Below are 15,772 nucleotides of genomic sequence, written 5' to 3'. Positions count from 1 at the left end.
TGGCGCCGCCCTTGTCTTGCCGCCTGCGCGGCGTTATTCCTGAGCCATCGAGCGCAACGCGTCGCGCGTCTTCGCCAATTGCGCCTGGGCGTCGCCGACGGCGCCGGCCGGCGCCGTCGCCACGGTGACGCCGTCCAGTACCGCAGTCAGGCCCTCAGCCGTGGCTTGCAACAGAGCCTCGGGGGACTCCGCCTGCAAGCGGCGCATCAGCGCGCCGGCTTGCTTCGGATCGGCAAAGCGTTGCGACAACAGCAGCTCCTCGCCATCGGCGGCCAGGAAGCGGAAACGGAAGCCGCCGTCCTCGTCACGGAAACTAACGAAACGCGCGCCCTTGCCTTTTTCCTTCCTGGCCGGCGCGTCCTTGCCCGGCGCCTGCGCGTTCAGGTTGCGCAGGCCCACGGCCTCGCGCAGCTCGCGCATCATCGGCACCGCCAGCTTGCGCGCCTTGGCGGCGCCGGCCTGCAGCACGTCCTCGATGCGGCCGGGGTTGGCCATCAGGTCGAAGTAACGCTCGCGCATAGGCGCCAGCAGGTTCTCCAGGTGATCGTAGAGCGCCTGCTTGGCCTCGCCCCAGCCCAGGCCTTCCTCGAGTTGCTTGCGGAAGGCCGCGGCCTGTTCGTGCGTGGCGAAGGCGCGGTAGATGGTGTACAGGTGCGAGCCTTCGGCGTCCTTGGGTTCGCCCGGTTCGCGCGAGTCGGTGACGATGCGCATGATCGAGGCGCGCAGCGCCTTGGCGCCGCCCTCGAACAGCGGGATGGTGTTGTTGTAGCTCTTGGACATCTTGCGGCCGTCCAGGCCCGGCAACGTGGCCACGTCCTCTTCGATGGCGACCTCGGGCAGCGTGAAGTATTCGCGGCCGTACAGGTGGTTGAAGCGCTGGGCGATGTCGCGCGCCATTTCCAGGTGCTGGATCTGGTCGCGGCCCACCGGCACCTTGTTGGCGTTGAACATGACGATGTCCGCCGCCATCAGCACCGGATACGAGAACAGGCCCATGGTCACGCCGTCATCGGGATCCACACCCTTGGCCACGTTCTGGTCGACCGAGGCCTTGTAGGCGTGCGCGCGGTTCATCAGGCCCTTGGCCGTGACGCAGGTCAGCAGCCAGCTCAGCTCGGGGATCTCCGGGATGTCCGACTGGCGGTAGAAGGTCACGCGCTCGGGATCGAGCCCGACCGCCAGCCAGGTGGCGGCGATTTCAAGCCGCGAACGGGCCACGCGGGCCGGGTCGTCGCACTTGATCAGGGCGTGGTAATCGGCCAGGAAGAAAAACGCGTCGACGCCCGGTTGCGTGCTCGCCTGGACCGCCGGGCGGATCGCGCCAGCGTAGTTGCCGAGGTGGGGGGTACCGGAGGTGGTGATGCCAGTAAGGACGCGGGTGTTCATGGACGATGCAGGCGTTTGCTTGGTGAAACGCCCAGTGTAACGTGCCGCGCGGGCGACGCCGTGGTTACAGGACGGCCAGCAGCGGCGCGGCCAGCGCGCACACCCCGCCGGCCGTCAGCGCGGCGCGCGGCCGGAAGGTCAGGAACCAGATCAGCAGCAGGCCGGCGATGCTGAGGATGCCGATCCATTCGACCGTGCCATAGCTCCAGCCCCAGACTGCGGCCGAGGCGCACAGCGACAGGGCCAGCGCCAGCCAGCCGAAGACCCGCAACGGCACGCGATGGCGGCGTGGCAAAGCGCGGTCGAACAGGTCTTCGTAGTGACGGTCCATGCCCAGGCACAGGGCGGAGAACCCCGCATAGGCCAGGCAGAAGGCGGCGAGCGTCATGGCGTATCACCTCGATTCATAGGCGGCTTCGGAAGGGGAATGCGGCGGCGTCGGGACGGATGACTCGGCGGGACGGGTCCGGGCCTGCACTTGCGCCGCGGCGGGCGCGGACGCTTCAGCGGCCGTGTCGGCGCGAGCACGGACGGGCGTCTTGGCAGCGCCCCTGGCCGGCGCCTTGCGCGCCCGGGCAGCCTTGCGCGCTATCCAGCCCAGCAGCAACGCGCCCGCCAGGCAGGTCAGGTCGAATCCCGCCATGACCCAGTCGCCCGCCGCCAGCGACACGCCAAGGTGACGCGAAGTGGTCAAGGCATTGACCACCGGCACCAGCGCCAGCGAAATGGCGGCCAGTCTCAGCAGATCCACCCACTTGCGCTTCGGGAACAGGAACGCGTATGCCAGCGACAGGCCCCAGGCGGCGAAGAACGCGCGCACTTCCCACAACTGGCGACCCGGGAGCTCGGCCGGCACCAGCCGGTTGGCCCAGAAGAACGCGGCGACCGCGATGAACAGGCCGGCGATGGTGCCGGCATTCAAACCGTCCACCAGGCGCAGCGAGAAGGCCTCGCGCGCACCGGGGCGCGCCTTCTGGCGACGCTTGGCGATCCATAGCACCAGGCCGGAACCGACCATGCCCGTGCCCGCCAGGCTGACCAGGAAATAGAACCAGCGCAGCAGCGGCTCGGCGAACAGGCCCAGGTGCAGGCCGACGACCACGCCGGCGGTGCGCACGGTGGGGCTCAGTTCGTCCTGCCCTTCCTGGTAGGCGCCGCTGACGCCATCGAATCGCATGTAGGGCGCCAGGCGGCCGTAGGACACGCCATCGGCCGCATCGCGGGTGACGGTGACCGTGGCGCCGGCATCGCCGGGATTGTTGACCGTGACGCGGCCCACGCGGCCATGCCAGCGCTGCTGCGCCTGCTCCACCAACGGTGCGAGCGCCGTCAGGGGCGCCGCCTCGTTGCGCGGCGGCGTGACCTTGAATGCCGCGAACACGTCATCCGAATATTGCCGCGGGTTTTCATAGACCGCCATGATGCCGGCGGGCATCAGCATGGCCATGAACAGCACCAGGCCGCTGAAGGTGATCATCAGGTGAAACGGCAACCCCAGCACCGACAGCGCATTGTGGCCGTCCATCCAGGCCCGCTGGCCGCCCTTCTTGGGGCGGAAGGTGAAGAAGTCGGCGAAGATCTTCTTGTGCGTGATGATGCCGCTGATGATGGCCACCAGCATGAACATGCCGGCGATGCTGGCAAGCCAGCGTCCCCACGGGAACGCCATCTCGAGTTCGAAATGGAAGCGGTAGAAGAAGTCGCCGCCGCGCGTTTCGCGCCCGCTGACGGCCTGCCCGGTCCGCGGATCAAGCTTGGCGCGCACGAAGCCGCGTTCGCCCGGCTTGGGCTTGGGCACCTGGTACAGCAGCTGGATCAGCGGCTCGCGATCGGTCGGCGGCGTGATGAACCAGCGCTTGGCGTCGGGCGCGTGCTCGGCCAGGTAGCGCTGCGCCATGGCCACGGATTCGAGCGTGGGCGCGGCCTGCGCCTGGATCTCGGGCTGCATCCAGCGGGTGATCTCGGGACGGAAGAACGACAGCGTGCCGGTCAGGAACATCGCGAACAGCACCCAGCCGAAGATCAGGCCCGACCAGGTGTGCAGCCACGACATGGATTGGCGCAGGCCCTCTTCGCCTTGCGCTTTTCCGGTGCTGGGTTTCATGCGCCCCCCACCATGCGACCGATCAGGAACAGGCCGCCGAACAGCGCCGCCGGCAACAGGATGCCGGCCCAGGCGCGCCAGGCGTTGCGGGTGGCGAACACCCAGATGACGCCACAGGTGTAGACCACGAAGGCCGACATCTGCGCCGTGACGACGGCGTCGGCGCGCTGCATGGGCAGCCAGACGGCCAGGCAGGCCGCGGCCGCCGAGGCCAGGCCGTAGCCGCCGAGGATGGCGGCCAGGGCCCGCGAGGCCACGGCCAGACGGTAGCGCATCATGCCTGCGCCGGCTGCGGGAGCTTTCACTTGGTCACGTTGAAGGTCAGGGTGGAAACGTAGCGGATCCTGGCGTAGGCCTTGCCATCGGCCTCGCCGGCCTTGTCCTCGACGTGGGCGGCTTCCAGCACGTACTGGCCCGGCCACGGCGTGGTGATCTCGATGCGGCCGTTCTCGTCGCTGCGCAAGCGCTTTTCCCACTTGGGCGGGCCGAACACGGTGACCTCGGTCTTGGCCAGCGGCTTGCCCTTGAACTGCAGCACGAAGGTGTTGCTGCCCGCGGCGGCCGGCACCAGTTCCAGGTCGAGCTTGCCCTGGGTGTCTTCGCGGCCGGCCTTGGCGCCGTACTGCATCAGCGTGTCCTTGAACTGGATCGGCTGCGACAGGCGCACGTCGCCCTTGCCGCTGGCGGCGAACTCGACGAAATCCGCGCCCTCGGCCGACGCCTTGAGCGCCTTGCCGTCGGCACCGGTCACCACCGGCGCCACCAGGACCTTGCCCAGCAGGCCGTCGCGCTTTTCGCGCAGGTCGTCCGCCCATTCGCCGAAGTACGCCTTTGCCGCCCCCTGGTCGGCCCGCTCGAGCCAGACGAAGTGCGCCTGCGCCGCGCCGGCGCTGCCCAGCAGCGCGATGGCTGCCAAAGTCCTTGCGAATTTCATTGTCGATCTTCCTGTTGTGAATGCCGGTCTGGAACCGCCCCGCGACGGCTCTCTCTCGGCAAGGGTCTGAATTATAACCATTCTCACTACGATGTGAGGCTTTGCGTGCCTGCCCGTCCACGGCTACGCCGCGAACGGGCCGTCCGGCCTACCAGCGATAACGCAGGCTGGCCTTGATCGAGCGCTGGTAGCCGTACCAGCACCAGGAATCGCCCGAGCAAGAAGCGATGTATTCCTTGTCGAACAGGTTCTGCACGTTCAGCGCCACCTGCATGCCCTTGAGCGACGGCGACACGCGGCCCAGGTCGTAATCCAGCATCAGGTCGAACAACGTGACTGACGGCACCTTCACGGTGTTGGCCTCGTCGCCGTACGACGACCCGATGTAGCGCACGCCGCCGCCCACGCCCAGGCCGGCCAGCGCACCGCCCTGCAACTGGTAGCGGGCCCAGGCCGAAGCCTGCTGCGAGGGCACGCCCACCGGCGCCTTGCCCTTCAGGTTCAGCCCGGAGGTGCTTGGATTGGCCTTGGAATAGGCGTTATCGAGCAGCGAATAGCCCGCCATCAGTGTCAGCCCGCGCAGCGGTTCGGTCTTGGCTTCCAGCTCGATGCCCTGCGTACGCAATTCACCGGACTGGATCTGGCAGCGCGCGTTGGACGTGCCGCACAGATGCGTCGGGTCCGGATCGGTGGTCAGCATGTTTTCGCGGCGGATGTCGAACGCGGCCACCGACAGCAACGTCGCGCTGCCCGGCGGCTGGTACTTGATGCCGACCTCGTACTGGTTGCCCTCGATCGGCTTGAAGGGCGCGTTGTTCCAGCCCGTGCCCGACTGCGGTTCGAACGATTCGGAGTAGCTGAAGTACGGCGCCACGCCGTTGTCGAAGTTGTAGATCACGCCGAAACGGCCGGTGAAGGCCTCCGCGCGCAACGACGAGGGCGTGGTGCGGCCGGTGGCGATGGCGGTGCTCTCGCCGACGTTGCGTGACCAGTCGTAGCGTCCGCCCAGCAGCACCGAAAGGCGGTCGATCTTGATCTGGTCCTGGAAGTACAGGCCGGTCTGGTACTGCTTGGTGGTGGCGTCGGTGGAGAACGCCGGCACCGGGATGTCCTGGTGGTTGTCCGGGTTCATCACGTTCAGCGCGGGCGCGCTGCCAAAGCCGGACAGCGTGTCGGTCTTGACATGCTGGTAGTCGAAGCCCAGCAGCACCGTGTGGCCGAAGGCGCCGGTATCGAAGCGCGCCTGCAGGTTGTTGTCGATGGTCAGCGCGCCGACCTCGACGTCGGTCGCGATCGCGGCACGCTGCTGGTACAGGTAACGGCTGTCGGTGTAGCCGTAGAAGCGGCTGGACGCGCCATAGATGCTGCGGTATTTGGCGTCGGAATGGGTCCAGCGCAGGCTCTGCGTCGCCTTCAGGGCATCGCTGAAGCGGTGGTCCAGCACGTAGCCGAGCGAATAGCTCTTGCGGTCGCTCTTCTCGAAATTGGCGTCGCCATCGTAGTAGCGTGGCGACAGGCGGATGCCGTCCGGCGCCGACAGCAGCGTGCGCATCGGCGGCGCGGCGCCATACGACCCCATGTCGGGATCGCGTTGGAAGTTCGTCAGCACGGTGAGCGAGGTGTCGCCGTTGGGCTTCCAGGTGAAGGCCGGCGAGACGAAGTAGCGGCGCTCCTTGGTGTGGTCGATCTGGCCGTCTGACATGTAGCCCGATCCCACCAGGCGGTACAGGTACTTGCCCTCTGCGTCCAGCGGGCCGCCGAAGTCGAAGTTGGCGCGCCGGTAATCGTAGTTGCCAACCTGAAGCTCGACTTCATGCAGCGCTTCTTCCAGCGGCCGCTTGCTGACCTGGTTGACCACGCCGCCGGGGCCGCCCTGCCCGTACATCACCGAGGCCGGCCCTTTCAGCACGTCGACCCGCTCCAGACGATAGGCGTCCACCTGCGGCAAGGCATCGCGCCCGCCGAACACACGCAGGCCGTCCAGGTAGGTCGATGCGGAGAAGCCGCGCACGCTGAACTGGTCCAGCCGCGTGGCGGTCGCGCCGCGCGTTTCGGTCGCCACGCCGGGCGTGTAGCGCAACACCTGGTTCAGCGTCTGCGCGCCCTGCTCCGCGATCTGCTCGCGCGTGACCACGGACACCGATTGCGGCGTCTCGATCAGCGGAGTGTCGGTCTTGGTGGCGCTGACGCTGGCGCCGGCCACGTAGCCCACGGTCGGCGCGAAGGCGCTCAGGGAACTGGCCGACACCGTCACCGGCGCCAACGTCAGCGTGTCGCCGGAGGGCGCCGCCACCAGCGTCCAGGAATTGCCGGCCTGGGCCCGCGCCTGCAGACCACTGCCAGCCAGGATGCGGGCGAAGCCGGCGCCCACCGGATAGGCGCCGTTCAGGCCTTCGGACCGCAAGCCGCGCACCTGCGCCGGATCGAACGACAGCACCACGCCCGCGCTGCGCGCGAATTGGGTCAGCGCATCGCCCAGCGGGCCAGCGGCGATCTGATAGGTGCGCGGCGCCTGGGCCGCGGCGGGCGAGGCTTGCGCCCAGGCGGCGGGCGCGGCGGCCAGCCAGGCGCCGGCGCAAGTGGCGGCGAGCACGGCCAGACGGCCGGCGGTCAAGGATGCGCCCAGGCGCGGGCAAGATGAAGCGGACACGAAAAACTCCCTTGTACGTAGGTCTCTATCTCTGCCTTTCCGTACCAGGAAGGAAAACCTGCAATGCATCGATCAGGAAATTTGTAACGCTCAGGCCGCGCGTGGCCCGACCTGCAGCCAGTACTGTGTGTGGCGCGTCACCACGATGGGCAGCGCCGGCTCCAGCGCCCGGAGCGCGCGCTCGGCGTCGTCCAGCGGGAACACGCCCGACAGCCGCAGGCCCGCCACCGCCGGGTCCACTCGGATCACGCCGACTCGCTGGCGCGCCAGGTAGTCGGCGAAATGGTCCAGGCGCCAGTCCTTGGCCACCACCAGACCGTCGACCCAGGCCAGGCGATCCGGATCGGCCGCCTGCCGCTCGACCCCGCCCAGGTCGTCGTAGCTCAGGCGTTCGCCCGCTTCGGCAGCCTGCGTCGACGCGCCATCGCGCAGCAAGGCGACACTGCCCTCGTAGACACCCAACTGTGCGCCACCCGGCGTGCGGCGCACGTCGAAACGCGCGTTGTCCGCCAGCAGCACACCATGGCCGGTGTCCACGCGCACCGGGGCGGCGCCTGGTCGCGCCTGCGCGCTCACCAGGATCTCGCCGCGCAACAGGTGGATGCCGCGCGCGCCGCTTGCCAGCCGCAGCGCGCTGTCGCTGTTCAGAGTGACGTGCAGGCCGTCGGCCACCGCCACCGCGCGCCGTTCGCCGATGCCGGTGCTGAGATCGGCGGCCAGGCGCTGCCACGGCGCATGCCGGTAGCCAGCCCAACCCGCCACGCCCACCCCAGCCAGCGTCAGCAAATTGCGCAGGGCCACGCGGCGGCCGGGCGTCGCCGGGCCGTCCAGCGCCGTATGCGCCAGCGCCGCCGGCACGCGGCGCGCATCGCGGCCAATCGTTTCCAGCCGCTCCCACGCCTTGCGATGCGCCGGATCCTGCGCCAGCCAGGCCTGACAGGCCTCGCGCTCGTCGGCATCGGCTATGCCCGACTGCAGGCGCGCCCACCAGGCGATGGCCTGGCGCACCACGGCATCGGGCGGCATGGCGGCGCTAGTCATAAAGCGCGGCATAACAGGCCGACATGGCGCGCACCATGTACTGCTGCACGGAACTGAGCGACACGCCCAGCCGCTGGGCGATTTCGGGATAGGTCAGGCCGTCGAGCTGCGACAGCAGGAACGCCGAGCGCGCCTTGGGCGGCAGCCGGTCGAGCAGGCGGTCAAGTCGCATCAGGGCCTGCATCTGCTCGGCCTGTGTCTCGGGCGACGGCGCATGGGCCTCGGGCAGGTCGGCCAGATAGGCCAGATAGGCATGTTCCAGCGCCGCGTGACGCTGATGATCGATCACCAGCCCCTTGGCGATGGTGGTCAGCAGCGCCCGAGCCTCGCCGGCGCGAACCGTCTTGCGGCCCTGGATCACGCGCACGAACACGTCCTGCGCCAGGTCCTCCGCGCGATGCGCGCAACCGAGCTTGCGGCGCAGCCAGCCGAACAGCCAGGGCCGATGGTCCCGGTACAGGCCGTCGACCTGCGTGGCGGGCGCATCGGCGCAGGAGGCCGGAGACGAAAGGAGGGGGGAAGACACGGGAAGACTGCGGCGCGGGACCAGAAGTCTTCGGATGTTAATTGATAATGACTTGCATTACCAATGCAAATGACGCAAATTGCGCCACGTCCGCCCCCGCGGGCGGACGCTTGCGGCATAACTACAACGTTGCAGTCAGGCGGCGTTCCGACTCGAGGTATTCGCGCGACTGCATTTCCAGGATGCGCGATACCGTGCGATGGAACTCGTTGGCGAGCGCGCCCTCGGTGTAGATCTCTTCCGGTTCGCATTCGGCCGACATGATCAGCTTGACGCGATGGTCGTAGAACACGTCGATCAGCCAGGTGAAGCGGCGCGCCTCGGAAGCCTGGCGCGGCCCCATGCGCGGTACGCCGGACAGGATCACCGCATGGAAGCGATTGGCCAGCTCCAGGTAATCGTTCTGCGAACGCGGACCGCCGCAAAGCGTGGCGAAGTCGAACCACACCACCGAACCGGCCAGCGCCAGCGCGCGGATCTCGCGATGCTCGATATGCAGCAGCGGCTCCTGCGGTGGCGTGTCGGCCAGGCTGTCGAAGGCCTGCTGCAAGGCCTGTTGCGCGCTCTCGTCCAGCGGCGTGTGGTAGCACTGCACCTGCTCGAGCGAGCGGCGGCGATAGTCGACGCCGGCGTCCACGTTCATCACGTCCATGCGCGCCTGGATCAGCTCGATCGCCGGCAGCACGCGGTCGCGGTGCAGGCCGTCGGGATACAGCGTCGACGGCTCGTAGTTGGAGGTCATCACGAACGAAGTGCCGTACTCGAACAGCTTGAACAGCAGGCGGTGCAGGATCATCGCATCCGCCACGTCCGACACGTGGAACTCGTCGAAACAGATCAGGCGGTAGCGCTTGGCCACGCGCCTGGCCACTTCGTCCAGCGGATCCTGCATGCCCTTCACTTCCTCCAGTTCGCGATGCACGCCGCGCATGAATTCGTGAAAGTGCAGGCGCGTCTTGCGCACCACCGGCACGGTGGCATAGAAGGCGTCCATCAGGAAGCTCTTGCCGCGCCCCACCCCGCCCCACAGATAGACGCCACGCGGCACATCGGGACGGTTCAGCAGCTTCTTCAGGGCGTTCGAGCGCATCGCCTTGAACTTGATCCACTCGTCGTAATAGCGCTGCAGCCGGTCGATCGCCTTCTTCTGGGCTTCATCGGGCTTGTAGCCGCGTTCGGCCAGGGCGTGTTCGTAGTATTCGCGGACGTTCATGGAGATGACACAGGCAAAAGAAAAAAAGGGCGGGTCCGAAAACCCGCCCCCTTTGGCAGAGCCGCAGCGTGGCGGATCAGAAGTTCAAGGCGCGCTTGTCGACGGCCAGGGCGGCTTCCTTCACGGCTTCCGACAGCGTCGGGTGCGCGTGGCAGATGCGGGCGATGTCTTCGGCGGCGCCGCGGAATTCCATGATGGTCACGGCTTCCGAGATCAGTTCCGAGGCCATCGGACCGACGATGTGCACGCCCAGGACCTCGTCGGTCTTGGCGTCGGCGATCACCTTGGCAAAGCCGGTGGTGTCGCCCAGCGCGCGGGCGCGGCCGTTGGCCAGGAACGGGAAGCTGCCGGCCTTGTACTCGCGGCCTTCGGCCTTGAGCTGCTGCTCGGTCTTGCCGACCCAGGCGATTTCCGGCGAGGTGTAGATCACCCACGGCACGGTGTCGAAGTTGACGTGGCCGTGCTGGCCGGCGATGCGCTCGGCAACCGCCACGCCCTCTTCCTCGGCCTTGTGCGCCAGCATCGGGCCGCGCACCACGTCGCCCACCGCCCAGACGTTGGGCAGGTTGGTCTTGCAGTCGCCGTCCACGGCGATGAAGCCGCGCTCGTCGAGCTTCAGGCCCACGGCATCGGCGTTCAGGCCGCCGGTGTAGGGCACGCGGCCGATCGAGACGATCAGCTTGTCCACCACCAGCTTCTGCTCGGCGCCCTTGGCGTCGACGTAGGGCACGGTCACCGACTTGGCGGTCGCCTTGATCTCGCCGATCTTGACGCCCATCTGGATGTTCAGGCCTTGCTTGGTGAAGGCCTTCAGGGCTTCCTTGGCCACTTGCTGGTCGGCGGCGGCCAGGAACTCCGGCATCGCTTCCAGGATGGTGACTTCCGCGCCCAGGCGGCGCCACACGCTGCCCATTTCCAGGCCGATCACGCCGGCGCCGATCACGCCCAGCGTCTTCGGCACGGCGCCGATGTTCAGCGCGCCGTCGTTGGACAGCACGACCTTTTCATCGAACGGCAGGCCGGGCAGCTCGCGCGCCGACGAACCGGTGGCGACCACCACGTGCTTGGCAACCAGGTCTTCCTCGGCGGTGCCGGTGACCTTGATGGCCCAGCCGCCCTCGACCTGGCCGGCGAACGCGCCCTTGCCATGGAAGAAGGTGACCTTGTTCTTCTTGAACAGGTACAGGATGCCGTCGTTGTTCTGCTTGACCACCGAGTTCTTGCGGCCGATCAGCGTGTCGAGCTTCAGGCTGACGCCCTTGACTTCGATGCCGTGCTCGGCGAAGTGGTGGTTGGCCTGCTCGAAGTGTTCGGACGATTGCAGCAGCGCCTTGGACGGGATGCAACCGACGTTGGTGCAGGTGCCGCCGGGAGCCGGGCCGCCTTGGCCATTCTGCCAGGCGTCGATGCAAGCCACCGACATGCCGAGCTGCGCGGCGCGGATGGCGGCGATGTAGCCGCCGGGGCCCGCGCCGATGACGACGACGTCGAATTGTTTGGACATAGTGTTCTCGCGAATGAGGAGGGAGTGAAACTCGCCCCGGCCCGCGCAAGCCGGCCCGTGGGGCCGGCCGGGCGCCGCCGACACACAGGCCGCGCGGGCGCCGGGCTCAGGGCGCCGAGATTACAGGTCCAGCAACAGGCGCTGCGGATCTTCCAGGGCGTCCTTCATGGCGACCAGGCCCAGCACGGCTTCGCGGCCGTCGATGATGCGGTGGTCGTAGGACAGGGCCAGGTAGTTCATCGGACGGATGACGATCTGGCCGTTTTCCACCACGGCGCGATCCTTGGTGGCGTGCACGCCCAGGATGGCCGATTGCGGCGGGTTGATGATCGGGGTCGACAGCATCGAGCCGAACACGCCACCGTTGGAGATCGAGAACGTGCCGCCGGTCATCTCTTCGATGCCCAGCTTGCCGTCGGCGGCGCGGCGGCCGAAGTCGGCGATGGTCTTTTCGATTTCAGCGATGGACAGTTGGTCGGCGTTGCGCAGGATCGGCACCACCAGGCCACGCGGGCTGCCGACAGCGATACCGATGTCGAAGTAGCCGTGGTAGATGATGTCCTTGCCGTCGATCGAGGCGTTGATCAGCGGGAACTTCTTGAGCGCGGCAACGGCGGCCTTGACGAAGAACGACATGAAGCCCAGCTTGATGCCGTGCTCCTTCTCGAACTTGTCCTTGTACTTGTTGCGCAGATCGATGACCGCTTGCATGTTCACTTCGTTGAACGTGGTCAGGATCGCGTTTTCCTGTTGCGATTGCAGCAGGCGCTCGGCGATGCGGGCGCGCAGGCGGCTCATCGGCACGCGCTGTTCCGGACGGCCGTCCAGCGACAGCGTGGTCGGGGCGGGGGCGGCCGGGGCCTTGGCCGGGGCGGCCTTGGCGGCGGGGGCGCTGGCGTTCAGGGCGTCGCCCTTGGTGACGCGGCCGTCACGACCGGTGCCGGCGACGCTGGCGGCGTCCACGCCCTTTTCGGCGAGGATCTTGGCGGCGGCGGGCGAAGCCACGCCGGCGGCGGCGGTCGAGGCGGGAGCGGCCGGGGCGGCGGCGGCTTGCGCGGCGGCCTTGGGCGCTTCGGCGGCGGGGGCGGTGGCCGGGGTGGCGGCGGCCTTGCCGGCGGTGTCGATACGGGCCAGGACTTCGCCCGAGGTCACGGTGCTGCCATCGCCCTTGACGATTTCAGCCAGCACGCCCGAGGCGGGGGCCGGCACTTCCAGCACGACCTTGTCGGTCTCGACTTCGATCAGGATTTCGTCCGCTTCGACGGCAGCGCCGGGCTGCTTCTTCCAGGTCAGCAGGGTCGCTTCGGAAACGGATTCGGAGAGTTGGGGGACGACGACGTCGGTGATAGCCATTTTGTTTATTCCGTAGAGTGTGTGTTCTGGACCGCGCGGCGCGGGCAAAGTTCGAAATTGGATTTCTGCAACTTGCCGCACGCCGCGCGTGCATCGGGTTGGGTTACTTGGTCAGCATGGCCTTGAACTTGGGCGCGAAAGCCGCTTCGATCAGCGCCTTCTGCTGCTCCTGGTGCTTGGCCAGGTAGCCCACGGCCGGCGAAGCCGACGCGGCGCGACCGGCGTAGCCCAGCTTCTGGCCTTCGACCATGTTCTCGTACACGTGATGCTGAACGTAGAACCACGGGCCCTGGTTCTGCGGCTCGTCCTGGACCCAGATCACTTCGGTGGCCTTCGGGTACTTGCGCAGTTCGGCTTCGAACGACTTGTGCGCGAACGGGTACAACTGCTCGACGCGGACGATGGCGACGTTGTCGGCGCCACGTTCACGGCGGGCATTGACCAGATCGTAGTAGACCTTGCCCGAGCAAGCCAGCACGCGCTTGACCTTGGCGGCGTCGATGGCCTCGTCGACCTCGCCGATCACCGGGCGGAAGCTGCCGCCGGCCAGTTCGGTCAGGGGCGAGCCGGCGTCCTTGTTGCGCAGCAGCGACTTGGGCGTGAACAGCACCAGGGGCTTGCGGAACGGACGGATCATCTGGCGGCGCAGCACATGGAAGATCTGCGAGGCCGAGGTCGGCTGGATCACTTGCATGTTGTTGTCGGCGCAAAGCTGCAGGAAGCGCTCGATGCGGCCCGACGAGTGCTCGGGGCCCTGGCCTTCGTAGCCGTGCGGCAGCATCAGGGTCAGGCCCGACTGGCGGCCCCACTTGGCTTCGCCGGAGCTGATGAACTGGTCGATCACGACCTGGGCGCCGTTGACGAAGTCACCGAACTGGCCTTCCCAGATGGTCAGCGTGTTGGGTTCGGCGCTCGAGTAGCCGTATTCGAAGCCCAGCACGGCCTCTTCGGACAGCACCGAGTCGATCACGGTGAACGGGGCCTGGCCTTCCGAGACGTTCTGCAGCGGAATGTAGGTGCCGTCGTTCCAGCGCTCGCGGTTCTGGTCGTGCAGCACGGCATGGCGGTGCGTGAACGTGCCACGGCCCGAGTCCTGGCCGGTGATGCGGATGGCGTAGCCCGAGGACACCAGCGTGGCGAAGGCGAGGTGTTCGCCCATGCCCCAGTCCAGGTTCATTTCGCCCTTGGCCATGGTGCGGCGGTCGTTCAGCAGCTTGGCGACCAGCGGGTGCACCGTGAAGCCTTCCGGCACGGTGGTGATGCGCTCGCCGATGCGCTTGAGCTCGGCCAGCGGCACGGCGGTGTCGGCCTGGTCGGTCCACTTGGCGCCCAGGAACGGCGACCAGTCGATCGCGTACTTGCTCTTGTAGTCGGTCAGCACCGGTTCGATGGTGCGCTGGCCGTCTTCCATCAGTTGGCGGTAGTCCTTGACCAGTTGGTCGGCTTCGCCCTCGGACAGCACGCCCTGCGTGGTCAGCTTGTCGGCGTACAGCTTGCGCGTGCCGGGGTGATGGCCGATGCGCTTGTACATCAGCGGCTGCGTCAGCGACGGGGTGTCCTGCTCGTTGTGGCCCAGCTTGCGGAAGCAGACGATGTCGACCACGACGTCGTGGCGGAATTGCAGGCGGTAGTCCAGGGCCAGCTTGGTCACGAACACGACGGCTTCGGGATCGTCGCCGTTGACGTGGAACACCGGCGCTTCGATCATCTTGACGACGTCGGTGCAATACAGCGTGGAACGCGAGTCGCGCGGATCCGACGTGGTGAAGCCGATCTGGTTGTTGATGACGATGTGCAGCGTGCCGCCCGTGCCATAGCCGCGGGTCTGGGCCAGGTTCAGGGTTTCCATCACCACGCCCTGGCCGGCGAAGGCCGCGTCGCCGTGCACCAGCACCGGCAGCACTTGCTTGCCTTCGGCGTCGCCGCGGCGTTCCTGGCGAGCGCGCGCGCTGCCTTCGACCACGGGGTTGACGATTTCCAGGTGGGACGGGTTGAACGCCAGCGACAGGTGCACCGGACCGCCACGGGTCGACAGGTCGCTCGAGAAGCCGTTGTGGTACTTCACGTCGCCGTCGGTGAGGCCTTCGGCGTGCTTGCCTTCGAACTCGGCGAACAGGTCGCCGGGCATCTTGCCCATGATGTTCACGAGCAGGTTCAGGCGGCCGCGGTGGGCCATGCCGACCACGATTTCCTGGACGCCGTTTTCACCGGCGTGGTTCACCACTTCGTCCATCGAGGCGATGAAGCTTTCGCCGCCTTCCAGCGAGAAGCGCTTCTGGCCGACGTACTTGGTGTGCAGGAAACGCTCGAGGCCTTCGGACTCGGTCAGTTGCTGCAGGATGTGGCGCTTTTCTTCGGCCGTGTAGGTCGGCGCACCCAGCGTGGTTTCCAGGCGTTCCTGGATCCAGCGCTTGGCGGCGGGGTCGGAGATGTGCGTGAATTCGGCACCGATGCTGCGGCAGTAGGTGTCGCGCAGCGCCTTCAGGATGTCGCGCAGCGTCATGGTGCTGGCGGTCGTGAAGTAGGTGTTGGTTGCCGAGTAGGTCTGGTCCAGGTCGGCTTCGGTCAGGCCGTAGAAGGCCGGATCGAGTTCGGGGATCGGCGGACGTTCCTGGCGCTTGAGCGGATCCAGGTCGGCCCAGCGCGAACCGAGCGAGCGGTAGGCGGCGATCAGCGATTGCACCGAGACTTGCTTGGAGGCAACGCTCAGGTCAGGTTCGGCGGCGCGTTGCACGAAGGCATTGGCCTTGGCGCGCTGGGCGAACGATTCGACGATGGGAGCGTGGGCCTGGTCGCGGGTGGATTCCTGGCCGTCGGTGGCGGGAGCGTGCTGCAACTGGTCGAAGTATTCGCGCCAGTTGTCAGGTACCGAACCGGGGTTGTCGAGGTAGGCTTCGTAAAGCTCCTCAACGTAGGGGGCGTTTCCCCCAAACAAGTAAGACGTGGATAGGGATTCTATTTCCGAAGACATAATCGCTTCACCTTTACGAGTGCTTCACTCGATTACGATGCAGGAAAACCTTCCGCGACACGGGCTTCCCGTTTAGCGGATAGCAGGGGC

12 protein-coding genes are annotated in these 15,772 nt (G+C 67.2%); all 12 read right to left on the bottom strand.

The genetic code is table 11. The annotated features are described in order from the left end of the window. Positions 1 to 33: 33 nt before the first annotated feature. On the bottom strand, positions 34 to 1,386 hold the full coding sequence (locus ACUDCK_RS06965) for a tryptophan--tRNA ligase (protein ID WP_054501484.1): 1,353 nt from the start codon (positions 1,384 to 1,386) through the stop codon (positions 34 to 36). Positions 1,387 to 1,450: 64 nt separating this feature from the next. After that, positions 1,451 to 1,774 carry a DUF3325 domain-containing protein gene (locus ACUDCK_RS06960; RefSeq protein ID WP_054501485.1) on the bottom strand — a complete coding sequence of 108 codons (324 nt, stop codon included), beginning with the start codon at positions 1,772 to 1,774 and terminating at the stop codon, positions 1,451 to 1,453. A 6-nt stretch (positions 1,775 to 1,780) separates the two neighbouring features. Beyond that, positions 1,781 to 3,490: a PepSY-associated TM helix domain-containing protein gene (locus tag ACUDCK_RS06955; protein WP_175167609.1), complete on the bottom strand. Its 1,710-nt coding sequence runs from the start codon at positions 3,488 to 3,490 to the stop codon at positions 1,781 to 1,783. After that, positions 3,487 to 3,768, bottom strand: a complete 282-nt coding sequence (locus ACUDCK_RS06950; protein ID WP_006389389.1) for a DUF3649 domain-containing protein — start codon at positions 3,766 to 3,768, stop codon at positions 3,487 to 3,489. The genes ACUDCK_RS06955 and ACUDCK_RS06950 overlap by 4 nt, the downstream gene beginning before the upstream one ends. Before the next feature lie 23 nt (positions 3,769 to 3,791). Next, positions 3,792 to 4,424, bottom strand: coding sequence for a DUF4198 domain-containing protein (locus ACUDCK_RS06945; protein ID WP_054501487.1), 633 nt, complete (start codon positions 4,422 to 4,424; stop codon positions 3,792 to 3,794). A gap of 148 nt (positions 4,425 to 4,572) precedes the next feature. Further along, on the bottom strand, positions 4,573 to 7,074 hold the full coding sequence (locus tag ACUDCK_RS06940) for a TonB-dependent siderophore receptor (protein WP_175167608.1): 2,502 nt from the start codon (positions 7,072 to 7,074) through the stop codon (positions 4,573 to 4,575). Positions 7,075 to 7,164: 90 nt separating this feature from the next. After that, entirely contained in the window at positions 7,165 to 8,115 is a 951-nt protein-coding gene (locus tag ACUDCK_RS06935; protein ID WP_175142203.1) for a DUF4880 domain-containing protein, read from the bottom strand. Next, positions 8,108 to 8,641 (bottom strand): sigma-70 family RNA polymerase sigma factor, encoded by a 534-nt coding sequence (locus ACUDCK_RS06930; RefSeq protein ID WP_054501488.1) that lies wholly within the window; start codon positions 8,639 to 8,641, stop codon positions 8,108 to 8,110. Before ACUDCK_RS06930 ends, ACUDCK_RS06935 begins: the two co-directional genes overlap by 8 nt. Positions 8,642 to 8,762: 121 nt before the next feature. Beyond that, entirely contained in the window at positions 8,763 to 9,854 is a 1,092-nt protein-coding gene (gene zapE, locus ACUDCK_RS06925) for a cell division protein ZapE (protein ID WP_175167607.1), read from the bottom strand. Between the two features lie 76 nt (positions 9,855 to 9,930). Then, on the bottom strand, positions 9,931 to 11,358 hold the full coding sequence (gene lpdA / locus ACUDCK_RS06920; RefSeq protein WP_006389383.1) for a dihydrolipoyl dehydrogenase: 1,428 nt from the start codon (positions 11,356 to 11,358) through the stop codon (positions 9,931 to 9,933). A gap of 120 nt (positions 11,359 to 11,478) precedes the next feature. Next, positions 11,479 to 12,711 (bottom strand): 2-oxoglutarate dehydrogenase complex dihydrolipoyllysine-residue succinyltransferase, encoded by a 1,233-nt coding sequence (odhB, locus tag ACUDCK_RS06915; protein WP_144654986.1) that lies wholly within the window; start codon positions 12,709 to 12,711, stop codon positions 11,479 to 11,481. A 103-nt stretch (positions 12,712 to 12,814) separates the two neighbouring features. After that, complete coding sequence (locus ACUDCK_RS06910) at positions 12,815 to 15,682, bottom strand: 2-oxoglutarate dehydrogenase E1 component (protein ID WP_049072268.1); 2,868 nt, start codon at positions 15,680 to 15,682, stop codon at positions 12,815 to 12,817. Positions 15,683 to 15,772: the final 90 nt, after the last annotated feature.

The sequence above is a fragment of the Achromobacter sp. CF-sbj1-Ac2-l genome (assembly GCF_052698165.1).
This window is presented reverse-complemented; position numbering and strand designations above follow the sequence as displayed.